The sequence below is a fragment of the Novosphingobium sp. 1529 genome (assembly GCF_040544855.1).
Taxonomy (GTDB): domain Bacteria; phylum Pseudomonadota; class Alphaproteobacteria; order Sphingomonadales; family Sphingomonadaceae; genus Novosphingobium; species Novosphingobium capsulatum.
Map to the genome: position 1 here is coordinate 526,255 of NZ_JBEPKW010000002.1, position 24,414 is coordinate 550,668.

Below are 24,414 nucleotides of genomic sequence, written 5' to 3' on the forward strand. Positions count from 1 at the left end.
CCCCGTAACAGGCATGGCAAAGGAGTGCCGCCACCGATGACTGCCCTGCTCAGCCCCCGCCGCCGCCAGTTGCTGTTTGCACTGGCCCTGACGGCGGGCATTCTCAATCTGGTCGATCGCCAGATTATTGCGGTGCTCAAGCCAACCATCGCCGCCGACCTGCATTGGAGCGATGACGATTACGGCACGCTGGCGGCGCTGTTTCAAACCGGGGCGGCGTTCGGCTTTCTTGCGGCGGGCTGGCTGGTCGATCGGCTGGGCGTGCGACGGGCCAATGCTTTTGGCGTAGCGGCTTGGTCCCTTGCCGCGATGGCGCATGGCTGGGCACGCAGCTTTTCCGCGTTCATGGCCTGCCGCATCAGCCTTGGCGCGAGCGAGGCGATGGGCACCCCGGCCGGCATCAAGACGATGGCGGCGATCTTTTCGCCCGAGCAGCGCTCGACCGGCATCGGCCTGTCCAACGCGATCAACTCGATCGGCGCGATCCTGGCGCCACTGGCGATTCCGATCGTTGCAGCGATCTGGGGCTGGCGCGCAGCCTTTGTCATGGCCGGCGCGCTGGGCCTGGTCTGGGCGCTCGCCTGGTGGCTGGCCACGCGCGGCATCGATTTTGCCGATACGCCGATGGCCAAGGCGCAAGATCATCATGGCGCCAGGCCGGTGTGGCGGGAGCGGCGCACCTGGATCATCGCCGGTGCCAAGGTGCTGTCTGATGCCACCTGGTTCCTGATGCTGTTCTGGATGCCGGACTATTTCCACCGCGCGTTTGGGCTGGCCGGCACCGAACTCGGCCCGCCGCTGGCCCTCGCCTATGCGGGCGCGGCAGTCGGATCGGTCTTGGCCGGCACGCTGTCGAGCCGCTGGATCGGCGCCGGCCAGTCGATCGACCGCGTGCGCAAGCGCGTGATGCTGGCCTCTGCCCTGGTGGTCACGCCGGTGCCGCTGGCCTTGCTGGCCCCCAGCGCGTGGAGCGCCGCGGCGGTGCTGGCACTGGCGCTGGCCGGACACCAGGGATTTTCCACCAGCCTGTTTGGCCTGATCGCCGATGTCACCCCGCGCGCACGCGTGGGCCGCGTCACTGGTTTTTCCGCGTTTTGTGGGAATATGGGCGGCACCGCGATCACCAAGATTGCCGGCCTCACCCTGGCGGCCGGGCTGGGCTATGGCCCGCTCTTTGCCTTTGCTGCCGTCTCTTACCTCTTGGCGTTGGGGCTGATCAGGCTGGGCATGCCGCGCATCGTCGCGGTGGAGGAAGGGACCGAAGGAAGCGCCATGGGCATGGCGTTGGGGCACTAAAGAAAAACTTTCTTCTCTACCTATAGGGTTGAGTATAGCGCCGCCGCGTTCAAGGGAGAAATCGATGCCGAAGTTTTCCGTTTCGCTGCGCAGCGCGCTCTTGCTCGCCGGTGCTTTGATCGTGCCCGCCGCCGCCGCCGCCCAGGATGTTCCGCCCGCGGCGCCTGCCCCGGCAGAAGCAGACGCGCCGGCACCGGGCGAAATCGTCGTCACCGCGCGTTTCCGCAACGAAAGCCTGCAGCAAGTGCCGATCGCGATCAGCGCGGTCAGCGGCCAGTCGCTCAACGATCGCGGCATCCACAATCTCCAGGACCTGTCGGCCAGCGTGCCCACGGTCGATTTCCGCAGCGGCGCATCGAACAAGGACCGCACCGTGTTCATTCGCGGCGTGGGCACGATCACCACGTCACCGGGTGTCGAATCCTCGGTTTCCACCGTGCTCGATGGCGTGGTGCTCAACCGCCCCGGCCAGGCCACGCTCGACGTGGGCGAGGTTGAGCGCATCGAAGTGCTGCGCGGCCCGCAGGGCACGCTGTTTGGCAAGAACGCCTCGGCTGGCGTGATCAACATCGTCACCGCCGCGCCCACCCAGGCCTTCCACGCCTATGTCGAAGGCGGCGCCACAACCGACGCCGAATACCGCGTGAAGGCCGGCGTCACCGGCGGCCTGACCGATACGGTCGCGGCGCGGATCGACGGCGTTTACGCCAACTACAAGGGCAACGTGTGGAACGCGGTGACCAAGGACAAGGTCAACGGGTTTGAACGCTATGGCCTGCGCGGCAAGATCGAGGCGCGCCCGAGCGACGCCTTGACGCTGACGCTCGCAGGGGACTGGCTGCACAGCTATGACACGACCTCCAACGGGGTCTATGCCAATACCAACCAGATCGCCTATCCGACCAATGCGGTCACTGCCTCGCCAACGCTGGTGGGCATCCTGGCCGGCTATGGCATTACTGCCGGGCCCAGCAACCGCACCGCCGCCACCACGTTCGATACCAACGTGCGCGACGAGAACTTCGGCGCATCGCTAACCGCCGATCTCTCGCTGGGGGATTACAAGGTCACCTCGATCACCGCCTGGCGCGGCTGGAAGAACCACCAGCACCAGGATCTCGATGCCACGCAGGCCTCGCCCGCCGTGCAGCCGCAGAGCGACGACCATGGTGACGTCAACACCAACCAGTATTCGCAGGAACTGCGCCTCACCTCGCCCAAGGGCAAGCTGATCGACTATGTCATCGGTGCCTATGCCCTGCGCGCGGAAACCGACGAGCGCTATCAGCGTGATCTGACGCGCACGTCTGGCGTGACGACCGGCGTTGCCAAGTACGGCATCCGCGCCAACAACTATGCGCTGTTTGGTGAAGCCAACATCAACTTCACCAGCAATTTCCGCGCCATCGCCGGCTATCGCTCCACCTGGGACAAGCTGAGCTATTATCACGTGCGCACGTCGACGGCCGATCCGGCCAACACCGGCAGTGCCGCGTTCAACGTGTCGGGCATCCGCGCCTATCACAACAGCAACGGCAGCACGTCGACCCGTGGCGATTCCTGGCGCGCCGGGCTGCAGTGGGACGTGAGCAGCCACACGCAAGTCTATGGCACCTGGTCACGCGGGTACAAGGGGCCGGCCTACAACGCCTTTTTCAACATGCAGCCGACCGACGAAATCGCGCTGCTGCCCGAAACCTCCAATTCATTCGAAGTGGGCATCAAGGGCAGCACGGCCGATCGCTCGGTCCGCTATGCGCTGGCGGTCTATTCGACCACGTTCAAGAACTATCAGGCGAACGTGGCCGATCTGGTCAACGGCACGGCGGTGACGCGCCTGATCAACGCCGGCAAGGTCCGCACCCAAGGGGTCGAGGCCGATGTCACCCTGGTGCCGACCAAGGGCTTCACGGTCGATCTGTCGGCCGCCTATGACGATGCCAAGGTGTTGAACTTCAACTGCCCGGCCGGCCTGCCCGCCAGCTGCGACATCAATGGCCAGCCGCTGCCCTTCGCGCCCAAGGTCAAGCTGTTTGCCAATGCCGCCTATCGCTTTGCCCTGACCGACGCGGTCGATCTGGAACTGCAGAGCGACATCGCGTTCAAGAGCGAGACGCAGTACCAGTTGACGCAGACGCCGGGCACGATCCAGCCCGCCTATGCCATCTGGAACGGCAGCGTCGCGCTGTTGGGCCACGACGATGGCTGGCAGCTGCGCGCCTATGTCAAGAACATCACCAACACCCACTATGCCAGCTACCTGGTCAATGGCGGGGTGGCCGGCATCGTGCGCTATGTGCCGCGCGATGACGTGCGCTATGGTGGCGTGACGCTGCGCAAGACGTTCTGATCGGCCGATCCGCCGCGTGTCTCGCCCCAGGCAGGGGCACGCGGCGGATGCCGACAAGACGCGTCAGGGCTTGCGCCAGCCTTTTGCCCGCGCCGCGCGTTCGGCGGCGGGATCGAGCGCAGGCCCTTGCGCCATGTCCTGCGCCAGGGCCATCAACGCCGCATCATGGCTGCCGGCCTGGCGATAGGCGCCATCGTCGCCCGGCCCCGCCGCTGCGCCGCCGCCCACCTGCCGGATCAGCTTCCATCCCCGCGCGTTGTGGCAGGCAATGCCGCCGCCCTGGCTGCTGTCATAGCCCCGGCACAACGCGCCCGATGCATCGGCAAAGCTGATCACCACCCGCGCGGCAGCGCCAGCGGGCGCCTGACCGGACAGCTGGGTATCGAGCGCGCTGGCCAGTGCGCCATCGGCATAGCCCGGCCCCGCGCCATTCCCGCCTGGATGCTGCAGCACGACCGCCAGCGTCAGCGATGCGGCAAGCGCCAGGCCGATGCCCCCGCCCCACACCAGGCGTCTCGGGCGGCGCGCACGGGCGGCGTTGAAATCGATCACCTCGGCGCTGATATGTGGCTGGCTGGCCGCGGCGAGCAAACCGGGCGGCAAAGGCGCATCCAACACCGGGGCGTAATGCGCGGCAAGCCGGGCCTTGAGCGCGCGGTGGCGCTCAACCTGCCGGGCCAGCGCGGGATCGGCGGCCATGGCGCGCTCGACCTCTGCCTGCATCACCGCATCGAGTTCGCCATCGGCATAGGCAGCCAGAGTTTCGGGAGAGGGCGTCACAGGTCGTCTCCCAGCATGGCAAGAAGCGCGTCGCGCCCGCGCACCAGGCGGGAATTGAGGGTGCCCACCGGGCAACCAACGATCTCGGCCGCTTCCTTGTAGGACCAGCCTTCGACCATCACGAGCAAGACCGCCTCGCGCTGTTCATCGGGCAGGCGCGCCATCGCGCGGTCCACGTCGGACAGCTCCGCCCGCGCCTCCTGCCCGCCATCGGCGCCCACAGTCACGCCCGCTTCTTCGTCCACAAAGGTTTGGCCACGGCGGGTTTCGGCACGGGCCTCGTCGATCCACAGGTTGCGCATGATCCGATACATCCAGCTATCGAGGCGGCTGCCCTCTTGCCATTGCTGGCGGCTGCGCAGCGCGCGTTCCACGGTCATCTGGCAAAGATCGTCTGCCCGCGCACCGTCGCGTGCCAAGCCCAAGGCAAACCGGCGAAGCCGGGGCAGCAGGGCCAGCATGGCGGTTTCAAAACGGTCGGTCAGCGTTCTTGCCTTTTCCCATGGATAGAACGAACCATGTCGCTCGTTTCATCCATAGGCAATCCCGCCTGACTTGGGAAACCGTCTTGCGCACGATCACCCCTGCCCTGCTTGCTGCTCTTGGCGCCACGACACTGGCGGCGCCTGCCCTGGCGCAGGGGATCGTCCCCGGCATCGGCCAAGGTTTTGGCAATTCGCTCGACAACCGGCTCGATCCTGTTCTCGATCGCGCGCGCCAGGTGGCCAACAGCGTGCCTGGCGACGTGGCACAGGCGCTCGACACCGCGACCAGCACCATGGTGCAAAACGCCAGGGCGCTCGCCGCAGCGCGGGTGGACCGGATCGACCGGCTGATACGGCAAAACCGCGCCACCCTCGAACGGGACGCGGCCGGCAATCCCGCCGTAAAAGGCGAATTGCTGCTGATGGCGCCAGAGGCAGCCATGCTCGACAAGGCACGGGCGCTGGGCTTTGCCGTTGTGGGCAACGAACGCTTGGCCTCTCTCGATCTGACGGTAACGCGCCTTTCCATTCCGCAGGGGATGACATTGGCGCAGGCGCAGAGCACGCTGGGCCAGGCCCTGCCCGATGCGACGATCAGTGCCGACGTGCTGCACTTTACCGCCGGCACCGCTCGCGCGCGTGGCGGCACGATGCATCTGGGCACCATGCCCGCGTTGCAGACACCGGTGGGCATGATCGACGGCGCACCAGCGCAAGCGGTCGATGCGTTGCAAGGGTTCGCCCCCGGCGCGCCGGCCGCGTCTGACCATGGCAGCGCGGTGGCCAACCTGCTGTCTGGCGCCGGCGTGCGGCATATCCTGGCCGCAGACGTCTATGGCCATGGTCCCACTGGCGGCAACGCGCTGGCCATCGCCCGGGCGGTGGACTGGCTGATCGGCCGGCAGGTGCGCGTCATCACCATCAGCCTGGTTGGCCCGGCCAGTCCTGTGCTGGCGCGGGCGATGACAGCGGCCCTGCAGCGCGGCGCGGTGATCGTCGCTGCCGTGGGCAACGATGGCCCCGCTGCGCCGCCAGCCTATCCCGCGAGCTACCCCGGCATTCTGGCCGCGACCGCAGTTGACGCCCGCAACCGCGCCCTGATCGAGGCTGGCCGTGCCTTGCACCTCGATTACGCCGCGCCTGGCGCCGGATTGCGGGCCGCCAATGCCCGGGGGCAAATGGTGCCGGTGCGTGGCACATCGTTTGCAGCGCCGCTCGTCGCATCGCGCGTGGCTGCGGCGCGCGATGCGCATGCTGCGTTGCCCCAGGCGTTGGACCGCGAGGCGATCGACCTGGGCCCGCGCGGCCCCGATCAGCAGTATGGGCGCGGGCTGCTGTGCACGATTTGCCGCTGATCTTCCGGTCGATCGAAAAAAATTTGCGAGGATGGATTAAACCCGAGCGGAGGTCCGTTTTCAGAACAACGGGATCATGATCGGCCGCACAGATGGCAGGTCGATCCCACAGTTCAGGAAAGGATCAGATCATGCGTAAGCTCTTTGCCACTTCGCTTGTTGCCTGCACTCTCATCGCCATGCCGGCCCACGCCCAATTGCTGGGCGGCGGTGGCCTTGGCGGCGGGATGGGTGGCGGTCTTGGGGGTGGCCTTGGCGGCGTGATGGGCGGCGCCATCGGCCGTGGCGGCATGGTGGGCGGCACGCTCGACGGCGCGTTTGACGGTTCCTCCACGCTCGACACCGTGCGCTCCACCACCCGTGGCACCGCAAATGGCTCGGGCAGCACCAGCGGCAACACCAGCGTGAACCGCCACAACGGCAAGGTTCACGCCGATCGCACCGCCAGCGGCAACGCTTCGGGTTCGGCCAGCCAGGGGCTGACCGCTCCCGCAGGATCGCTGACCGGTTCGCTGGCTGGCAATGGCAGCGGCACCGTGGGTGGCAGCGCCAATGCCCAGGCCATTGGCACCGACCAGCTGACCAGCACCACGCGTTCGGCCACGAACACGGCGCGCACCACCGCCAGCGGCGCGGCCACCCGCGTGGAGGACACCGCCAGCATGGCCCGCGCCCGTGCTACCAGCACCGCACAAACGGCGCGTGATGCCGCCAGCGAGCGCGTCGCCCAGGCGCGCAGCACTGCCACCAATGCCGCCGAAGCGGGCAAGGCCAAGGCGCAGAGCGCCGCCAACACCACCCGTGGCTATGCGGCGAATGCCGCCGCCAGCGGCCAGGGCGCGGCCAATGGTGCAGCAAGTGCCACGCGCAACGCGGCCCAGCAGGCCTCCGGCAGCGTCGCCGGCAGCGCCAGCGGCTCGGTTACCGGCTCGGCTTCCGCCAGCCACTGATCCCTGCCTTGCTGCAGGCAACGATCCCGGCGCATGACCTCATGCGCCGGGATTTTTCGTTGGCCGCAAGCTTTCGACCAGGTGATCGACAAAGACCCGCACGCGCGCCGGCGTGGCTGTTCCGCCGACAAACACGGCATGAATCTGCTCCTCATCGGCGGGATTGAACGCTTCGAGCAGCGGGATCAGCCGCCCATCGGCGAGAGCCTGGGTCACGCTGAATGTCCCCACCCGCGCGATGCCGATGCCGGCCTGGGCCAAATCGCCCAGGGTTTCGCCATTGTTGGCCACGATCGTGCCGCGCACCTCCAGCGCGAAATCTTCTACCGTGCCATCGGCCCGCACGCGGCGGAACGGCCATACCGGTTCGGCCCGGCGGAAATTGAAGTTGAGGCAATTGTGGGCGTGCAGGTCTTCGGGCACCTGCGGCACGCCATGGCGCGCGAGATAATCGGGCGAGGCGACGATCACCCGCCCATTGCTGCCCAGCTTGCGCGCGGTAAGCGCACTATCGGCCAATGGGCCAAAGCGGATCGCCACGTCCGCCTCGCCAGCGGCGACGTCCACCAAGGTGTCGGTAAGGGCGATATCGACCAGCACATCGGGATAGCGGCGCACGAAGGCGCCCAGCAGCGGCACGATGCACAGCCGCCCGTGCGATAGTGCCGCGCTCACGCGCAGGCGCCCGCGCGGCGTGCCGCGATCGGCGATCTGCTGCTCTGCCTCGTCAAGATCAGCGAGGATGCGACGCGCCGCGCGCAGATAGGCTTGCCCCTCGGCCGTCATCGCCAAGGCGCGGGTAGAGCGCAGCAGCAGCCGCACGCCCAACCGCGCCTCGATCCGGTCGATACCCCGGCTCACCGCCGAAGGGCTCAGGCCCAGCACGCGCCCTGCGCCGGAAAAGCTGCCGCAGTCATGCACGGCGGCAAACAGCGCCATTTCGCGGGCACGGTCCACTCCGGGCGCGGCTTCGCCGCCCACTGCCGGATTGGCTGGCATCTTTGCACCCATTGCAAAAATCCTTCGCGTTCAAACCCTCTAAACACGGGGATCAGTCTGCGCCATCTGTGCATTCATTGGCAAGGCGCTCGGGCGCCGCAAAACAGATCAGGATCATCGTATGAAATGGAATGCCGGGCTCATGGCCCTGGCCCTGGGTGCCTTTGGCATCGGGGTGACCGAATTTGCCCCCATGGGCCTGTTGCCCGCGATCGCCACGGGCCTGGGCGTCTCGATCCCGGCCGCTGGCCTGCTGATCAGCGCCTATGCCATGGGCGTGGTTGTGGGCGCGCCGATCATGACGCTGACCACTGGGCGCGTGTCGCGCCGCACGCTGCTGGTCGGGCTGGCCGGGATCTTTACCCTGGGCAACCTGATGGCCGCGCTGGCGAACAGCTATGACATGATGCTGCTGGCCCGGCTGGTAACCTCTTTCAACCACGGCGCCTTCTTCGGCGTAGGTTCGGTGGTGGCAGCCAGCCTGGTGCCGCCACAGCGTCAGGCCGGCGCTGTCGCCACGATGTTCATGGGGCTGACGATCGCCAATGTGGTGGGCGTGCCGCTCGCCACCTGGGCCGGGGAGAATGTGGGCTGGCACACGCCGTTCTGGGCCATCGCCGCGCTGGGCGTACTGATGATGGCCGCGCTGCGGTTTACGCTGCCGCCCTTGCCGGCAGAGGGCGACGCCAACCCCATGGCCGAACTGCGCGTGCTGATGCGCGGCAAGGTGCTGGGCGCCCTGGCGCTGACCGTGGTGGGGTCGAGCGCGATGTTCACGGTGTTCACCTATATCAGCCCGATCCTGCGCAATGCCACGCACGCCTCGCTTGGCTTCATCACCGCCATGCTGGTCACCTATGGCGTGGGCCTGACGGTGGGGAACTGGCTAGGCGGCAAGTTTGCCGATCGCTCGGTCGATCGCACGCTGATCGTTACACTGGCGGGACTGACCGCCGTGCTCGTCGCCTTTGCTGCCTTGATGCCGCATGCAGGCGCCGTGGCAGTCATCGTGTTCCTGTGGGGCGTGGCCAGTTTTGCCTTGGTGCCGCCGCTGCAAGTGCGGGTGATGAGTGCCGCCGCCGATGCGCCGCACCTTGCCTCATCGGTCAACATCGGTGCGTTCAACCTCGGCAATGCTCTCGGTGCCGCGCTGGGCGGCGGGGTGATTGCGTTGGGCTGGGGCTATCCGGTAATCGCGCTGGCCGGCGCGGCCACCTCGGCCATCGGACTGATCGCGATCGTGCTGACCAGCCGCAAGGGCCAGACTGCCTAACCACCAGCGCCCGCGTTGATCCGATCGATCAGCGCGGGCAATTCGCCCAGGCGCGTGAGCGTGGCAAAGCGCTCTGCCCCGTCTGGCACCGGCGCCTGTTCGTGAGACCAGGCGCCGTCTTGCGGAACATAGGCCGCCCAGGCCCCGGCGCCGAGCGCTGGCAGGATATCCGAACGCAGCGAATCCCCGGCCAAGATCGCCTCGTGCGGGGCAACACCGTGGCGAGCGAACAGACCGGTAAAGGTCTGCACGGTCTTGTCGCTGACGATCTCCACGCCCGAAAAGCATTCGCCCAGGCCCGAGGCGGCCAGCTTGGTTTCCTGGTGCAGCAGGTCTCCCTTGGTCACCAGCACCAGTTCCCCGCGCGCCTGCAAGGCCGGCAGGGTCTGCGCAATGCCATCGAGCAGTTCCACCGGATGCTGCAACAGGGTTCGCCCCACCGCCAAAAGATCGGCGATCATCGCCGGGGTGAGCGCAGCGCCGCACAGTTCCAGCGCGGTCTCGATCAGCGACAGCGTAAAGCCCTTGGCGCCATAGCCATAGACCTTGAGATTGCGCGCCTCGCACGCTTCCAGTGCGCGCCGGGCCACGCCTGCTTCGGCAAAGGGTTCGAGCATGGCGGTAAAGGCGGCCTCGGCCCCGTTGAAGTGGCGCATGTTGTGCCACAGGGTATCATCGGCATCGAGGCAGATCAGGCGTATCGTCATGGCACCGCGATGGCACAAGTGCCCGCGCAGTGCCATGCCCGAGAGGCGTCAGGGCGCCAGAGTGCAGCGCCCGGCAACGCGCACCGGATTGCAGCGCGCCATCGCGCCGCCCGGCAAGGTTACCACGAAGCCCAGCCCCAGCGGATCGGGCGCACCGGGATAGTAATCGGTGCTGATCGCCTGGGCGCCGCTGTCCTGCGCGGCGCGGGCCTTGGCCAGGTCGTGGGCACGCGCCTCTTGCGTGTTGGCGTCGGTGCGGGTGCGCACGATCACGCCAGCCTTGACCAGTGCCTTGATCCGCGCGCCATCTACCAGCGGGTCTTGCACGATCTGGATCGCGCTTTCCGGCTGGCCATCGGGATACCAGCCAAACATCGCCCGCCCACGCAGCGACGGATGCCCCATGCGATAGGCGTCAGACACCGCCGGCCGCACATCGAACAGGATGAAGATGCGCCCGCGCGCCGCCGCCAGGGTGGGCCAGCCACGGCGATGCACCGCATCGGCCAGCGTGCTGGCACTGCCGCGCACCTCGTCAGGCGTGATCAGCCGCCGTCCCGGCAGGGCTTGGCGGATTTCCCCATCCAATTGATCGAGCAGTGCGGCATTGTCGAGCGGCAGTGGCTGGGTGGCCAGGCGGCTGTCGGCACTGTCGGCCGCGTTGATCGTGATCATGATCGGCAGGTGGCGCGGATGGGCGCGTGACCAGCGATCGATCTCGCCCAGGCAGCTGACCAGCGTGGGACACACCGCATGGTAATCGATATCGGGAATGTGCAGCACCTTGAACCCCGGCTGCGCCATCACCGCCGGGTCAAACCCCGGCCCCTTGCCCTGCTGATCTGCCGGCAGCAGCGCTTCCCCGGCCGGGTGGGCATAGCGCCCGCCGGCCGGATCGGCGAAGATATCGATCTCCACCTGGCGCACCCCGGCATCGAGCTGCGCGGCAAGCGGCAGGTGATAGTAATCCAGCGCCTGCGCCAGCCTGGCATCGCGGGCACGCAACTGGGCCATGATCGGCGCCGGAATCTGTGCCTTGAAGCTGTTGTGCGAACCGACGACCTGAATGTCGTTCATCCGCAGCGGCGCGCCCGCCGCCCCGGCCACCGCCGGCGCCAGCAGGGCCAAGGCCCCGCCGAGCGCCAGCCTGGCGCCTGTTGCAAAAGACCGCCGCATCAGAATTCCGCCCGCGCGCCGAACAGGATCGTGCGGCCGTAATCGTTGATTTCGCCAAAGCGGATGGTGCGGTCGTTGTAGGTATATTGGCGCGCCTTGGCGATGTTGATCGCTTCCAGGCTGAGCGTGACATTGTCCGTCACGCGCACCGCGATCGAGCCATCGAGCGAGCCGAACGCAGCGGTATAGACCGGCGCCTGGGTCGTGCTGCCGGTGCTGGACAGATAGCGATCGCGCCAGACATAGGACAGCCGCGTGGACAGCGGGCCCTTTTCATAGAAGCCCACCACGTTGAAGCTGTTCTTCGACAAGCCGATCAACTCGTTGACGATCGGGCGCGAGCCAGCGGTGTAGTTCGCCTCGACCGAGGTGCGGGTGTACGAGGCCTGCAGCCCCAGCCCATCGAACGGCGCGGGCAGGAATGTGAACACCTGGTGATAGGCCGCCTCCAGGCCATAGACCTTGGCATTGCCGCCATTGACCTGGGTGCTCAACTGCACGGTGCCGCGGCCGGGAATGTCGATCGGCACGTTCTGCTGGGTGATGTAGTTATCCATCGCCTTGTAGAACACCGCGCCCGTCAGCGAGCCGGTCGGGTTGAAGTACCATTCCAGCGACCCGTCGAACTGGGTGGCCAGGAACGGCACCAGCGCCGGGTTGCCGCCGCTCGCCGTGGGCGCGTCGGTGGACACGGTAATGCGCGGCGCGCTGTCGGTCACGTTGGGACGGGTCAACACGCGGCTGGCGCTGAGGCGGCCCACCAGGCTGCGCGAAAATTCCGCGCGCAGGTTGAAGCTCGGCAGAACGTTGTTGAACGTCTTGGGGAAGCTGACCGGCGTGGTCGTGCTGCCGCTGCGCAGGTTGCCGCTCGCCACCTGGTCGGTGTGGACATAGCGCACACCCAGATTGCCGGTGATCGCCACGCCGCCAATGGCAAAGGTGTAATCGGCGCGAGCATAGACGCTGGCGATCTTTTCGGTGGTGTGGAACGAGGCAGCAAGGTCGGCAGCTGTCAGCGCCGAATTGCGCACCGCCGGCGTGAAGAAGGCATTGAGATAGGCGCTGGTCACCGGCACCAGGAACTGGCGCGGGATATTGCCGCCCTGCCCCGGCAGGTAATCGTCAAACGGCAGCTGCTGATAGGCGCCGCTGCCCAGGCTGGTGAGCGGGGTGCCGGCGGCCGGGTTGACCAGGAAATCGCGGCGCGAATAGTCACGCTTGCGGAACTGGTATTCGCCGCCCGCCGCCAGCTTGGAGATGAAGCCACCCAGATCGCGCGCCACGTCGGCGCGGCCGTAGAAGTTCCAGTCCTTGCTGTTCTTGGGCGCGATGTTGAACTGATAAAGCTGGTAGTTGGCTGGATTGGTGGGATCGACCGTGGTGGTGAACGTGGGCACGGCCTTGTAGCCGCCGGTGGCGTCATAGGTCAGCGGGGCAAAGAACATCGCGCGGCTGCGCACGGTGCCAACGTCATAGCTTGGGTGATAGCTGTGGGCATAGGACCAGTTGGCCAGGCCCACCACATGCCAGCCATCGCTGTCCCAGGTCTGGCGCAGATTGGCGTTGAACAGGTCGTGGCGGTTGAGGCTGTACTCGCGCGAGGCCATGAAGCGCACGTCGTTGATCGTGGCCTTGACCACCGTATCGCCATCCAGCACCACGCTGCCCGGCACCAGCACGGGCTTGTGGCCAGCGACGCTGCTATCGTCGGGATAGATATCCAGGCCAAACTCGTCATAGGCGACATCAAGCCGCGTCGCCATCAGGTTGAGCGTGGTCGTCGCCTCGGCACTGGGGCGCCATTGCAGCGAGAGCATGCCCGAGATGCGCTTGCGCTTTTCAGTTTCCACCGTGGGGCGCGTGCGGGTGGGGAGGTAATAGCCGCTGCCCAGGGTGGAGGCGAAGCGATCCTTGTACCAACCGAAGTTCAGGAAGCGGTCGTTGCGCACGTCCTTGGCCCAATACTGCGCCCCGGCCAGCACGCCGAACGTATCGTCCTTGTTCACCCAGCTGGTGATCAGCGTGGCATTGGGGCGCACGCGATCGGTTTTGCTGGTATAGGTACCGCGCAAGTTGAGCGTGGTCTTGGTGCCTACGTCGAACGGCTCAAACGTCTTGACGTTGATGTTGCCGCCCAGCGCGCCTTCCGTCATGTCGGCGGTGGGCGTCTTGACCACGTCGATGCGCGAGGTGAATTCGGCCGGCAGCATTTCAAAGCGAAACTGCCGCCCGGCGGCGCCACCGTTTTCGATCACTTCATTGACTGCCACCGGGCTGCCATTGAGCAGCGTGTTCTGGAACTGCGGCCCCAGCCCGCGCACGCTGACATACAGCCCCTCGCCGCGCGGCCGGGTGATCGCCACGCCGGTCACCAGTTGCAGCGCCTCGGCCACGTTCTGGGTGGGGAACTTGCCGATGTCGGTCGAGGCGATGGAATCGACCTGGAACGCTGCCGTGCGCTTCACCTGCGTGGCCGCATTCAAGCTGCGGGCATAGGTGCCGGTGACGACGATTTCGCCGGCATCGGCCGCCGCATCCGCTGCGGCTGCGACAGGTGCGGGTGTCGTGGCCGGCGCGGCTTGCGCCATGGCTGGCAAAGCCAGGGCGAGGTTCGCCACAAGCGATGCCGACGATACAAGTGCCAGTTTGGTGATGCGCATTATGATTGCCCCGAAGAACGTTTATCGTTTCGGGGGCGGCCGTAGGCGGCAATCATGACGCTTCGCGGTAAGACCCGTGACGGATTGATGAATATCGCAAATATGTGCAACATCGCGTCTTCTAGGCTGATCTGGCCGGGCCAAGCGCCAGCGTTTTTTGCGGATATCGCCGGATCGGCGCTATCGTCGCGAAATATTTTGCCGCAAGCGGAAGGAAATGGCGCCGGCCGGTCTCTAGGCCTGTGAAAGAGGGAAAACCCAAAGCCGATGGAGGATGGGACGGGACCGGATCTGCGAGCGCAACTCGAGCGTCGCCGCGCCTTGGCGCGATGGGTGGCGCAAGAGATCATGCCGCACGAACCGCGCCTGCGGGCATGGTTCGTGAAGCGGCGGATTGCGCCCGATGTAGTGGATGAACTCATGCAGGACGCATATTGCCGCATCGCCATGCTCGATACTGTCGACCATATCGACTGCGGGCATGCCTATTTCTTTTCAATCTGCCGCAACCTGCTGGCCCGCCGGCTCAAGCGCCAGTTGATCGCCCCATTCGAGGCGATCAGCGAGATTGAAAGCTATCGCGACACCGGAATGCCCACGCCCGAGGAGCAGGTCGCCACGCGCATGGCGTTCGAGCGGGTGCGCAGCCTGTTGGCGCAATTGCCCGAACGCTGCCGCCGCATCGTCGAACTGCGCAAGTTCGAAGGCTGGTCGCAAAAGGAAATCGCCGCCCACATGGGGATGACCGAAAAGGCCGTTGAAAAGCAGGTGTGGGTGGGAGTGCGCGCCATCCGCGAAGGCTGGGACCGGCTCGAACGCGAACCCGAGATGCTGCCCACCGGACGGAGGGCGTCATGACCACAAGCAGCCCCCTTCCCCCCGCCGATCGTGATGCCGCTGCCACCTGGGTGGCGCGCATGGACGATCCCGCCACCTGGAGCGCTGCCGACGAAGCCGCATTGCAAGCCTGGCTGGCGGCCGATCCGCGCCGCCATGGCCTGCTGCTGCAGGTACAGGCCGCATGGGAACTGCCTGGCGCGGTCACCCCGCCGGCCGCGCCCGAAGCGGTCGACAGCGCGCCAGGCGATGACGCGATCGAGCCTGCCAACGATCGCGGCGCCTGGGCACGGCGTGGCGTGCTGGGCGGCCTGGTGGCAGCGGGCATCGCCGGCGCGGCCGCCACGCGCCTGGTGCTTGCCAATGGCGCCCAATACGTCACCCGCCTGGGTGAAATCCGCCGCGTTCCGCTCGACGATGGCTCGGTCATGACGATCAATTCCGATACCGCGCTCAAGGTCAACCTTGGCCGCCATGCGCGCGAGGTGGAACTCGCTCAGGGCGAGGCCTGGTTCGAAGTGGCCAAGGACGCGCAGCGGCCGTTCGTCGTTGCCTCTGGCCCGGTGCGCGCCCAGGCGATCGGCACGGCCTTTTCGGTGCGCAAGCGCGAGGAAGGGGTGGAAATCCTGGTGACGGAGGGCGTGGTCGAAACCTGGTCTGCCGCCGATGCCACCCAGCGCCTGCGCGTGGTGGCGGGCGAGCGTGCCATGGTCAACGCCCGCGCCCTGGTGCATTATCAGGCGAGCGAAACCGCACCGGTCGACCGCGCGCTGGCCTGGCGCAACGGCATGATCGATCTCAACGGCACCACGCTGCGCGAGGCGGCTGACGAGTTCAACCGCTATAACCAGCGGCAGATCGTGATCGCCGATCCCGAAGTGGCGGCCGAGCAGTTCGACGGGCTGTTTCGCATCGGTGACCCAGACGGCTTTGCCCAGACACTCAAGGCGACGCTGGCCGTGAAGATCGATGTCAGCGATCCGCGCACCATCCGTATCGAACGCGCAGCCGAAACAGGATTCTAGAAATAAATTTTCACAATCGAAGAAGGATAATCGCCAGAGCATGTCTCTAGGCCAACACAGATCGAAATGATCTGATGCGTAATGAAATCCTGATGGGAGGGATATATGACAACGACCACACTGCGTGGCGTTCTTTTTGCGACGACTGGCATTGCCTGCATGGCAACCATGCCCGTTGCCGCACAGGCTAACACCGAACTTCGCCAATTCGCCATTCCGGCGCAATCGGCCGAAACCGCCATCGGTATCCTCGGCCATCAGGCCAATGTGCAGATCATTGCCTCGCGCAAGGTCACCCGCGCGGTGCGCACCAACGAAGTGCGCGGTCGCCTTACCGTGTCCGACGCGCTTGAGCGCATGTTCGCCGGCACCGGCCTCGCCGCCCGCCAGACCGGCCCCGCGACGTTTGCAGTGATCGCCCGCCCGCTGTCGAACCGCGCCCCGCTTGCCACGCAAACCGTTGCCCTGGCGAGCCAGGCCGCCGCGCCAGAACCAGCCGCAGCGCCCCGCCCGGCCCCAGAAGCACCCGCTGCGGCAGAGCCCGAGCCGCAGGCGATCATCGTCACCGGCCTGCGCGCCAGCCTCGACAGTGCGCGCGGCATCAAGCGCGCATCGTCAGGCATCGTCGATGCCATTTCCACCAAGGACATCGGCAAGCTGCCCGATGCCAATCTTGCCGAATCCCTGCAACGCATCACCGGCGTTTCGATCGACCGCTCCGGCGGCGAAGGCGCTTTCATCACGGTTCGCGGCTTTGGCCCGGAATTCAACACGGTTCTGGTCAATGGCCGCCAGGTGGCCACCCCTACCGACCCGAGCCAGGCCTCGGGTCGGGCCTTTTCGTTCGACACGCTGGCGTCGGAACTGGTTTCGGGCGTGGAAGTCTACAAGTCGTCCACCGCGCGCTATCAATCGGGCGGTGTCGGTTCGACCGTGAACATCAAGACCGCGCGCCCTTTCGACTACAAGGGCCGCAAGTTTTCAGCGACAGTTGACGGCAACTATGACGGCAACGCGCGCAAGGTAGCGCCAGACGCCTCGTTCCTGTTTGCCGACACGCTGGCCGATGGCAAGTTCGGCATCCTCGTTTCGGGCAGCTACCAGCATCGCTTTACGCGGTTGGCGCAGGCGCAGACCGACGGCTGGCTGGTCAACCCGGCGGTGCCGGCGGCAGAGGTGAACGGCGGCAAAGGCACGATCAGCGCCAACAATCCGCAGGGCAACATCTTCATCCCGCAGAACTACGACACCAAGGTGACGCGCGAAGACCGCGAACGCATTGGCGGCACGGTGGTGCTGCAATACCGGCCCAGCGATGCGGTGACGATCACCGCCGATGCGCTCTATACCAAGTTCACCAACAAGACCGAAACACGCTCGTACGGTCACTGGTTCACCGCATCGAACCTGACCGACGTGGTGACCGATGCCAATGGCACCGCAACCGACCTGACCCAGGCCAGCGGCATCGCCACCGACTTCCACTACAAGAAGTTCGACAAGCGCACCAACACCCGCGAATTCGGGCTCAACCTGGAATGGAAGGTCACGCCCAACCTTACGGCCTCGTTCGACGGCACCTATTCGCTGGCCAAGGAAGACCCCAACGGTGGGCAGGAAGCCTATCTGGCGCTGCTTGGGTATCTCACCGGCTCGTCGCGCTATCAGTCGGATGGTTCGGTCCTGCCTTGGCAGACCGAAACCCTGCCAACCTTTGCCAATCCCGCCAGCCCCTGCGGCAGCGCAGTGACCAATTCGGGCCAGCCGGGCAGCACCACGCCGGTGGGTGCCGGACAGCCGATGTGCCAGCACGTGATGCTGCTGCGCGGCTATGGCATCCGCGACAAGGTGACCCAGGGTCGCGCTGATTTCGCCTACAAGGGCGATGGCAGCGAAGGCCTGGTGAACGCCAACTTCGGCCTCTATTATTCGCGCGATCGCAAGGACACATCGCTCTATTCCAACGATGGCGGTACCGGCTGCACCACCTGCGGCTATAATGCGCCGGCTCCGGCTGGGGTGCCGATCACCACGTTCAACGCCGGCAGCGGTTTTCTGTCGGGCCTGAGCGGCGCCAACCGCCTGGCCACGCAGTGGCTGACGTTCGATGGCCCTACGCTGTTCAACGCGATCACCGCGCAGCAGCGCGTGACCAACCCGAACTTCACCTTTGCGCCGCCCCTGGTGAACGACACGATCGTGACCGAACGCGTGCTGGGTGCCTATCTCGAAACCGAGTTCAAGGGCGATGTCGGCGGCCGGCCGCTGTCGATCGTGGCTGGCGTGCGGTTCGAGGATACCCAGACCAGCGTCAACGGCCTGGCCACGGCCTATATTGGCCTGGTCAAGCTGGCCAATGACCAGACCCAGTACGGTTCGGCCTCATCGGGCACCACGCGTACGGTGGGCAAGGCGCACTACCTCGATGTGCTGCCCAACATCGCGCTGAAGTGGCAGTTGACCGATGCGGTAACCCTGCGCTTTGCCGCGTCGCAGACGATCACCCGGCCGACGCTGGAACAGCTTTCGCCGGTGACGACGCTGGTCACGCTGCGGCCCGGCAACTTCGCTGCCAGCCGTGGCAACGCCGATCTCAAGCCGTTCAAGTCCAGCAACTTGGATTTCTCGGCCGAATACTATTACGCGCCAAGCAGCTACATTTCGATTGGGGCTTATCTCAAGAGCGTCAACAACTTCATCGTGTTGAACCAGACCACCGGCACGGTGGCCAACGCTTCTGGCGGCCCGCTGCTCGATCCGGCAACCGGCCTGCCTGCGCAGTTCACGGTGACCGCACCGGTCAACGGGCAGGATGCCACGGTCAAGGGTATCGAGGCGGCCTGGCAGCATACCCTGGGCAACAGCGGCTTCGGCTTCCAGCTCAACGGCACGCTGGTCGGCTCCAACCGCAAGCTCGATACCCAGAACCTGGCCAACAAGTTCGCGCTGACCGGCCTGTCCAATTCGGCCAATGCGGTGCTGTTCTATGACAAGAACGGGATCGAGGCCCGCGTGGCGTGGAACTGGCGCGACCGGTTCCTGCAATACCTTGCCCCGCCGCCGCTCAATGGCGCGGGCCAGGCGGTTACCCAGGTTCGCCCCTATTCGCAGATCGATGCCAGCGCCACGTATCACGTTACGCCAGAGTTTTCGGTCTTTGTCGAAGGCGCCAACCTGACCAATTCCCGCACGCTGAAATATGCCTATTATACCAACCAGTTCCTCTATGCAGAGGATTCGGGCCGGCGCTTCAAGTTCGGGGCACGGGTCAACTTCTAAAGCAAACCCGTGTAGCATTACGGGATGAACAAAGGGGGCGCGCAACGGGAAACTGTCCGTGCGCGCCCCTCCTGCCCGGGAAACCGGGCACACACGACGGGAGATACATGGCAATGTCCGGCACGTCGCCCCGCGCGATCCGTTCGGTCTGCATCGTTGGCGGCGGATCGGCTGGCTGGCTCACCGCCGGGCTGATCGCCGCACGCCATGGGCGCGATCTTGCGGTCACGCTGGTCGAAAGCGTCTCGCGCGGCACGATCGGCGTGGGCGAAGGCACTTGGCCAACCATGCGCAACACCTTGCGCAAGATCGGCATTGCCGAAACCGATTTCATGCGCGCGTGCCATGCCTCGTTCAAGCAGGGCGCCAAGTTCGCCCGCTGGCGCACCGGCGCGGCGGATGATTTCTACTATCACCCGCTGGTCTTGCCCGAAGGGTTTCCCGATCTTGACCTCGCGCCCTATTGGAACAGTGCCGCCCAGGGCAACGGCAATGGCGGGCCTTCGTTTTCCGATGCCGTTTGTTTTCAGGAATACCTGTGCGAACAGGGCCTTGCGCCCAAGCTGATGACCTCGCCCGATTACGCCGGCATTGCCAACTATGCCTATCATCTCGATGCGGTGAAGCTGGGTGAGCTTCTTGCCACGCATTGCACCGGCAAGCTGGGCGTCAACCACATCGATGACGAGATCGTGGGCGTCACGCGGCGCGACGATGGCGATATCGCTGCCGTCATCGGCCGCGACAGCGGCACGATCGCGGCAGACCTGTTTGTCGATTGCACCGGCTTTGCTTCTCGCCTGCTGGGCGAGGCACTGGAGGTGCCGTTCATCGATCGATCCGATGTGCTGTTCATCGATCGCGCCTTGGCCGTGCAACTGCCGGTAGAGGAAGACAGCCCGATCGCTTCGCACACCATTTCCACCGCGCAAAAGCATGGCTGGATCTGGGACATCGGCCTGCCCACCCGGCGCGGCATCGGCTATGTCTATTCCAGCCGCCACGCTGGCGCCGATCGCGCCGAGGAAGAACTCGCCGCCTATGTCGGCCCCGGTTTTGCCAGGCTGACCCCGCGCGAAATCCCGATCCGTTCGGGCCATCGCGCCCAGTTCTGGAAGAACAACGTGGTCGCGGTGGGCCTCGCGGCCGGTTTTCTCGAACCGCTGGAAGCTTCAGCCCTGGTGCTGATCGAGCTATCGGCCGATTACATCGCCACCAGCATGCCCGCCACGCGCCAGGCGATGGACTTTGTCGCCCGCCGCTTCAACAGCATGACGCGCTATCGCTGGGACCGCATCATCGAGTTCCTCAAGCTGCACTATGTGCTGTCCGAACGCAGCGACACGGCATTCTGGCGCGACAACCGCGATCCGGCCACGATCCCGCAAGACCTGCAGGATCAGCTCGAACTCTGGCGCGACACGCCCCCTGGCGAGCACGACTTTGCAAGTGCGCACGAGATGTTCCCCGCTGCCAGCTATCAATACGTGCTCTATGGCATGGGTTTCCGCACCCGGCCCCGCGCCGGCCAACTGGCGCAGCGTGACATGGCCGACGATGCCTTTGCCCGCACCGCTGCGATGAAGCGCAAGCTTGGCCAGATGATGCCCACCAACCGCGCCCTGCTCGACAAGCTGGCGCAGCACCGCTTTCCGCCGCTCTGAGCCGAGACGAGACGAACCACGATGAAGCTTGCGCAACTCACCCGCACCGACCACGCCGATCTCCGCATCGATCCCGCGCGCGCGGCGGCCAGCGCCGCCACCGTTCACCTCGTGCCGTTGGTAGCCGACGAAATCCGCACCGTGGCGCGCCAGTTCCCGGTGTTTCTGGCCAAGGACGGGGAAACCGGCGCGTTCTATCCTGCCGCGCTGATGGGGCTTGAGCCGCACGAAAACCTGTTCTGGAACGGCAGCACGATCGATGCCGATGTCCTGCCGCTCAACCTGCTGCGCCTGCCGTTCTTCGTGGGTGGCGAAGGGGCCGAGGCAGTGATCTGCATCGATACCGAAAGCCCCGCGATCGATCCGGCCGGCCCCTGCCCGATCGTCACCGCCGAGGGCGGCGAAAGCGACTATTTCCGTTCGGTCCAGGCGATCCTGGGCCGCCTGGTGCAAGGCCAGGAGCCCACGCGCCGGCTGGTTGATCTGATGCTCGAACACAAGGTCGTGCGCGAGTTCAAGCTGGACCTGGCGTTTCACGACGGCAGTACCAGCCTGCTGACGGGCCTTTACGGCATAGACGAGGTTGCGCTCGGCCGCGCCCGCGATGGCATTGCCGATTTCGCCGATCTGATGATCATGGCCGCAATGTGCCTGTCGCAAGACCATGTCGGCGCGCTGGTCCGCCGCCGCAATGCCCGCTTGGCGGCGCAGGCCGACTGGTTCACACCGGGCGCCTGAGAGACCGCCGGTGCCGGTCCAGCCCCCGATCCGCATGGGCCGCGAGGCTGTCCCGCTGTGGATCATCGACGATGCCCATCCCGCGCCGCAGGCACTCCACGCTGCAGCCGCCGCAGCCAGCCTGGCCGCCACCACGGACGACCTTTACCCCGGCGTGCGCGCGCCAGCGCCGGCGGCCTGGACAGACTGGCTCAATCGCGCAGTCCAGGCCTGGCCCGGCCTGGAGCAGGCGCGCGCGCTGCGCGCCGATTTCGCCATTGCCACGCACGATCCAGCGGCGCTCGCGCCGGTGCAGCGCATCCCGCACTTTGACGATGCGGACGAGACGATCAAGGCCGTGGTGCACTATCTGTGCCATCCGCCGCATGGCGGCACCAGCTTCCACCGCCACCGCGCCACCGGGTTTGAGCGGGTAACCAAGGCGCGCGCGCCGGCCTGGCGCCAGGCGCTGGCCGCCGATGCGGCAAGGCACGGCCTGCCGCCCGCGGCCTATCACACCAACGACACCGCCATGTTCGAACGGATCGGCGCTGCCGCGCTGCGGCACAATCGGCTGATCGTCTATCCTGCCAACTGCCTGCACTGCGGCGACGTGGCCGGATCATGGGCGGGCGGTGACCGCCTGACGATCACTGCCCTGCTGCGGATCGATCCGGTTTAGCCTGGCCCCTGGCCAATCAGGCAAGAGAGAGCAGCCAACCGCCGAGCCCGGCGACGCCCAGGGTGAAGGCGACATTCCATTTGCGGCCCAAAATCAGCCAGGCAGAAACCACCACCAGCAACCCGGCCCGCACGTCAAAGCTGCTCAGAACCGGCACGTTCAGCGCCAAGGGCCCGATCCGCACCGGGCGGAGCACCGCAAACAGCACCTGCAATGCAAACCAGGCGCTGAGGTTCGCGATCACCCCAACGATGGCCGAGGTGATCAGTGCCAACGCTCCCTTGAGCAGGCGCGCATGTTCGAGCCGCTCTATCCACGGCGCCAGGGCAAAGACCCACAGAAAGCATGGGGCAAAGGTGACCCAGGTGGTCAACCCCGCGCCGAGTATGCCCGCCACCAAGGGCGTGAACGGGGCCGGCGCGCGAAACGCGGCGAGATAGCCCACGAACTGCGTCACCATGATCAGTGGCCCCGGCGTGGTTTCCGCCAGGCCTAGCCCATCGCCCATCTCGGCCGCGCTCAACCAGTGCTGCGCGCCAACGGCCTGCTGCGCCATGTAGGCCAGCACGGCGTAGGCACCACCAAAGGTCACGACGGCAAGCTTGGAAAAGAACAGGCCGATGCGCCACAGCACATGGTGCGGCCCCAACAGGGCGAGAACCGCGATCATCGGCGCTGCCCAGGCGGCGGCGCCGATGGCGATCGACCATAGGCTATGCGCCCAGGGACGCGGCGAATGGGGCAGCAACGGCGCTGCCGTTCCCAGTCCCAGCGAGGCGGGCCGATAGCGCGCCACCACCGCGCCCAGGCCGCCGCACCCGATCACGACAAGGGGAAACGGTGCGTTGAACAGGAACAGCGCCAGAAACGCCAGCGCGGCGACCGCCTTGCGAAACGGCGTGCCGAGCGCCCGCCCGGCGACACGGGCCAGCGCCTGCACCACGATGGCCAATACCGCCGCCTTGATCCCCAGGAATACTGCCGCAAACCACGCCAATCCGGCGGCCGAGGCATAGAAGATGGACAGCGCCAGGATTACCAGCGCCCCGGGGATCACGAACAGCAAGCCGGCGGCCAGCCCGCCGCGAATGCCGTGCAGCTTCCACCCGATCCAGATCGCCAGTTGCTGCGCCTCGGGCCCGGGCAGCAGATGGCAGAAATTCAGCGCGTGCAGATACTGATCCTGGCTGATCCACTTGCGCTGCTCGACCAGTTCACGGTGCATCAGCGCGATCTGCCCGGCCGGCCCGCCAAAGCTGAGGCAGCCGATCCGCGCCGCCACGCGCACCATTTCGTTGAATTGCGGAGGGGGAGACGTCTCGTTCATGGCCCGGCCAACACCTTTTGCGCCCACGAAACCGCAGGCGAGCGAAAGGCAACGCTTGGGCTCGCGCCTGACCGGGAGGTCGCATGGCCCCGGTTGCCTTGGCCTAATCCATGGGTTCGGCCAAGGCAATCGGGGCTGCAAAGGTCAGGGCTTTTTCGGTGCCACCGCCTCACCAATCTCATGCGCCTTGCGGCCCACGATCGCGTCAGACTGGCGCGCTGCATCGAGGAACATCTCTTGCGATGCCACGGCATAGTTGCAGCCCACGAACAGACTGTCGCTGGGCGCGGAATGCGGTGCTTCACCGCCAAAGGCCTTGGCCAGCATCGCCGCCATGGCATTGCCGGTCGGTTCGAACGCGCCCAGCATCGGCCCGCTTTCGGGATCGATGAAATGGTAATACTGCTCGGTCGCCTTGATCGGCGCGCGCTCCAGGTGGTGTGCCGCGATAAACGCCTCGGCCTTTTTGCGCGGCCACAGCGTTACCACCCAGTTCTGCATGAAATAGACGCGTTCGACCGGCTCGCCCAGCAGCATCGCCGGCTTAGCCAGGGTATAGCCATACAGGCCGAGCATGCCCTCGGTCTGCTTGTCATCCTTGATTTCGTGCATCCAGGGCGGCGCATCGCCAGCCAGGAACAGCGCCCCGGCAAACGCCTCGAGCGCATCGCGCGATCGGCATGACAGCGCATCGCCCAAGGTTTGCGGGGTGAGCGGAACGTCGCCATCGGCAGTTTGGGCCTGCACCGGGACAGGCGCAAACCCGGCAAGCAGGAGAGACAACGCGGCGGCAAGATAAGGCATCCGTTTCATCGGGTTAGTTTGGCGGCGGCGACGGCGATAGGCAAGTAG

At 66.0% G+C, this 24,414-nt stretch carries 19 protein-coding genes; 11 read left to right on the plus strand and 8 right to left on the minus strand.

What is annotated here, in order from left to right; translation table 11 throughout:
- Positions 1–36 precede the first annotated feature (36 nt).
- On the plus strand, positions 37–1,296 hold the full coding sequence (locus tag ABIC78_RS07685) for an MFS transporter (protein WP_354488675.1): 1,260 nt from the start codon (positions 37–39) through the stop codon (positions 1,294–1,296).
- A gap of 64 nt (positions 1,297–1,360) precedes the next feature.
- Positions 1,361–3,646: a TonB-dependent receptor gene (locus tag ABIC78_RS07690; protein ID WP_354488677.1), complete on the plus strand. Its 2,286-nt coding sequence runs from the start codon at positions 1,361–1,363 to the stop codon at positions 3,644–3,646.
- 63 nt (positions 3,647–3,709) lie between these two features.
- On the opposite strand, the gene ABIC78_RS07695 is transcribed toward ABIC78_RS07690, so the two are convergent.
- Together ABIC78_RS07695 and ABIC78_RS07700 are read right to left on the minus strand one after the other, a co-directional pair.
- On the minus strand, positions 3,710–4,426 hold the full coding sequence (locus tag ABIC78_RS07695) for an anti-sigma factor family protein (protein ID WP_354488679.1): 717 nt from the start codon (positions 4,424–4,426) through the stop codon (positions 3,710–3,712).
- A complete protein-coding gene (locus ABIC78_RS07700; RefSeq protein WP_354488681.1) occupies positions 4,423–4,887 on the minus strand; it encodes an RNA polymerase sigma factor in 465 nt (154 codons plus the stop codon). Before ABIC78_RS07700 ends, ABIC78_RS07695 begins: the two co-directional genes overlap by 4 nt.
- 107 nt (positions 4,888–4,994) lie before the next feature.
- Between ABIC78_RS07700 and ABIC78_RS07705 the strand changes: the two genes are divergently transcribed.
- Together ABIC78_RS07705 and ABIC78_RS07710 are read left to right on the plus strand one after the other, a co-directional pair.
- Positions 4,995–6,266, plus strand: coding sequence for a S8 family serine peptidase (locus ABIC78_RS07705; RefSeq protein WP_354488683.1), 1,272 nt, complete (start codon positions 4,995–4,997; stop codon positions 6,264–6,266).
- 131 nt (positions 6,267–6,397) lie between these two features.
- Positions 6,398–7,216, plus strand: coding sequence for a hypothetical protein (locus ABIC78_RS07710; protein ID WP_354488685.1), 819 nt, complete (start codon positions 6,398–6,400; stop codon positions 7,214–7,216).
- A 39-nt stretch (positions 7,217–7,255) separates the two neighbouring features.
- Here ABIC78_RS07710 and ABIC78_RS07715 read toward each other — a convergent pair whose 3' ends face one another.
- A complete protein-coding gene (locus ABIC78_RS07715; RefSeq protein ID WP_022674538.1) occupies positions 7,256–8,227 on the minus strand; it encodes a LysR family transcriptional regulator in 972 nt (323 codons plus the stop codon).
- Between the two features lie 109 nt (positions 8,228–8,336).
- Here ABIC78_RS07715 and ABIC78_RS07720 point away from each other — a divergent pair, with 109 nt between their 5' ends.
- Positions 8,337–9,488: an MFS transporter gene (locus tag ABIC78_RS07720; RefSeq protein WP_354488688.1), complete on the plus strand. Its 1,152-nt coding sequence runs from the start codon at positions 8,337–8,339 to the stop codon at positions 9,486–9,488.
- Here the strand turns inward: ABIC78_RS07720 and ABIC78_RS07725 are convergent.
- Genes ABIC78_RS07725 through ABIC78_RS07735 form a run of 3 tightly spaced genes read right to left on the minus strand, consistent with a single transcriptional unit; the run spans position 9,485 to position 14,031 of the window.
- Positions 9,485–10,195: an HAD family hydrolase gene (locus tag ABIC78_RS07725; RefSeq protein WP_354488690.1), complete on the minus strand. Its 711-nt coding sequence runs from the start codon at positions 10,193–10,195 to the stop codon at positions 9,485–9,487. The two genes, ABIC78_RS07720 and ABIC78_RS07725, sit on opposite strands and share 4 nt — an antisense overlap.
- A gap of 48 nt (positions 10,196–10,243) precedes the next feature.
- On the minus strand, positions 10,244–11,371 hold the full coding sequence (locus ABIC78_RS07730; protein ID WP_354488692.1) for a Ca2+-dependent phosphoinositide-specific phospholipase C: 1,128 nt from the start codon (positions 11,369–11,371) through the stop codon (positions 10,244–10,246).
- Positions 11,371–14,031 carry a TonB-dependent receptor gene (locus ABIC78_RS07735; RefSeq protein WP_354488694.1) on the minus strand — a complete coding sequence of 887 codons (2,661 nt, stop codon included), beginning with the start codon at positions 14,029–14,031 and terminating at the stop codon, positions 11,371–11,373. Before ABIC78_RS07735 ends, ABIC78_RS07730 begins: the two co-directional genes overlap by 1 nt.
- A gap of 348 nt (positions 14,032–14,379) precedes the next feature.
- Here ABIC78_RS07735 and ABIC78_RS07740 point away from each other — a divergent pair, with 348 nt between their 5' ends.
- The 6 genes from ABIC78_RS07740 to ABIC78_RS07765 all read left to right on the plus strand — a co-directional run bounded on the left by ABIC78_RS07740 (position 14,380) and on the right by ABIC78_RS07765 (position 22,235).
- Entirely contained in the window at positions 14,380–14,889 is a 510-nt protein-coding gene (locus ABIC78_RS07740; RefSeq protein ID WP_210426734.1) for an RNA polymerase sigma factor, read from the plus strand.
- Positions 14,886–15,893 carry a FecR family protein gene (locus tag ABIC78_RS07745; RefSeq protein WP_354488696.1) on the plus strand — a complete coding sequence of 336 codons (1,008 nt, stop codon included), beginning with the start codon at positions 14,886–14,888 and terminating at the stop codon, positions 15,891–15,893. Before ABIC78_RS07740 ends, ABIC78_RS07745 begins: the two co-directional genes overlap by 4 nt.
- A gap of 159 nt (positions 15,894–16,052) precedes the next feature.
- Positions 16,053–19,172 (plus strand): TonB-dependent receptor, encoded by a 3,120-nt coding sequence (locus tag ABIC78_RS07750; RefSeq protein WP_354488698.1) that lies wholly within the window; start codon positions 16,053–16,055, stop codon positions 19,170–19,172.
- 113 nt (positions 19,173–19,285) lie between these two features.
- Positions 19,286–20,836: a tryptophan halogenase family protein gene (locus ABIC78_RS07755; RefSeq protein WP_171798399.1), complete on the plus strand. Its 1,551-nt coding sequence runs from the start codon at positions 19,286–19,288 to the stop codon at positions 20,834–20,836.
- Between the two features lie 21 nt (positions 20,837–20,857).
- Complete coding sequence (locus ABIC78_RS07760) at positions 20,858–21,574, plus strand: SapC family protein (RefSeq protein ID WP_022675901.1); 717 nt, start codon at positions 20,858–20,860, stop codon at positions 21,572–21,574.
- A gap of 10 nt (positions 21,575–21,584) precedes the next feature.
- Entirely contained in the window at positions 21,585–22,235 is a 651-nt protein-coding gene (locus ABIC78_RS07765) for a DUF6445 family protein (RefSeq protein ID WP_354488700.1), read from the plus strand.
- Positions 22,236–22,251: 16 nt separating this feature from the next.
- Here ABIC78_RS07765 and chrA read toward each other — a convergent pair whose 3' ends face one another.
- Together chrA and ABIC78_RS07775 are read right to left on the minus strand one after the other, a co-directional pair.
- Positions 22,252–23,562 carry a chromate efflux transporter gene (gene chrA / locus ABIC78_RS07770; RefSeq protein ID WP_354488702.1) on the minus strand — a complete coding sequence of 437 codons (1,311 nt, stop codon included), beginning with the start codon at positions 23,560–23,562 and terminating at the stop codon, positions 22,252–22,254.
- 144 nt (positions 23,563–23,706) lie between these two features.
- Positions 23,707–24,375: a hypothetical protein gene (locus ABIC78_RS07775; RefSeq protein WP_354488704.1), complete on the minus strand. Its 669-nt coding sequence runs from the start codon at positions 24,373–24,375 to the stop codon at positions 23,707–23,709.
- Between the last annotated feature and the right edge of the window lie 39 nt (positions 24,376–24,414).

Coding starts and splice junctions, on each gene's coding strand:
- ABIC78_RS07715 (WP_022674538.1), bottom strand. CDS start 8,227: ATGGGTGCAAAGATGCCAGCCAATCCGGCAGTGGGCGGCGAAGCCGCG.
- ABIC78_RS07750 (WP_354488698.1), top strand. CDS start 16,053: ATGGCAACCATGCCCGTTGCCGCACAGGCTAACACCGAACTTCGCCAA.
- ABIC78_RS07710 (WP_354488685.1), top strand. CDS start 6,398: ATGCGTAAGCTCTTTGCCACTTCGCTTGTTGCCTGCACTCTCATCGCC.
- ABIC78_RS07730 (WP_354488692.1), bottom strand. CDS start 11,371: ATGCGGCGGTCTTTTGCAACAGGCGCCAGGCTGGCGCTCGGCGGGGCC.
- ABIC78_RS07745 (WP_354488696.1), top strand. CDS start 14,886: ATGACCACAAGCAGCCCCCTTCCCCCCGCCGATCGTGATGCCGCTGCC.
- ABIC78_RS07735 (WP_354488694.1), bottom strand. CDS start 14,031: ATGCGCATCACCAAACTGGCACTTGTATCGTCGGCATCGCTTGTGGCG.
- ABIC78_RS07760 (WP_022675901.1), top strand. CDS start 20,858: ATGAAGCTTGCGCAACTCACCCGCACCGACCACGCCGATCTCCGCATC.
- ABIC78_RS07755 (WP_171798399.1), top strand. CDS start 19,286: ATGTCCGGCACGTCGCCCCGCGCGATCCGTTCGGTCTGCATCGTTGGC.
- ABIC78_RS07685 (WP_354488675.1), top strand. CDS start 37: ATGACTGCCCTGCTCAGCCCCCGCCGCCGCCAGTTGCTGTTTGCACTG.
- ABIC78_RS07740 (WP_210426734.1), top strand. CDS start 14,380: ATGCCGCACGAACCGCGCCTGCGGGCATGGTTCGTGAAGCGGCGGATT.
- ABIC78_RS07700 (WP_354488681.1), bottom strand. CDS start 4,887: ATGCTGGCCCTGCTGCCCCGGCTTCGCCGGTTTGCCTTGGGCTTGGCA.
- ABIC78_RS07775 (WP_354488704.1), bottom strand. CDS start 24,375: ATGAAACGGATGCCTTATCTTGCCGCCGCGTTGTCTCTCCTGCTTGCC.
- ABIC78_RS07690 (WP_354488677.1), top strand. CDS start 1,361: ATGCCGAAGTTTTCCGTTTCGCTGCGCAGCGCGCTCTTGCTCGCCGGT.
- chrA (WP_354488702.1), bottom strand. CDS start 23,562: ATGAACGAGACGTCTCCCCCTCCGCAATTCAACGAAATGGTGCGCGTG.
- ABIC78_RS07720 (WP_354488688.1), top strand. CDS start 8,337: ATGAAATGGAATGCCGGGCTCATGGCCCTGGCCCTGGGTGCCTTTGGC.
- ABIC78_RS07725 (WP_354488690.1), bottom strand. CDS start 10,195: ATGACGATACGCCTGATCTGCCTCGATGCCGATGATACCCTGTGGCAC.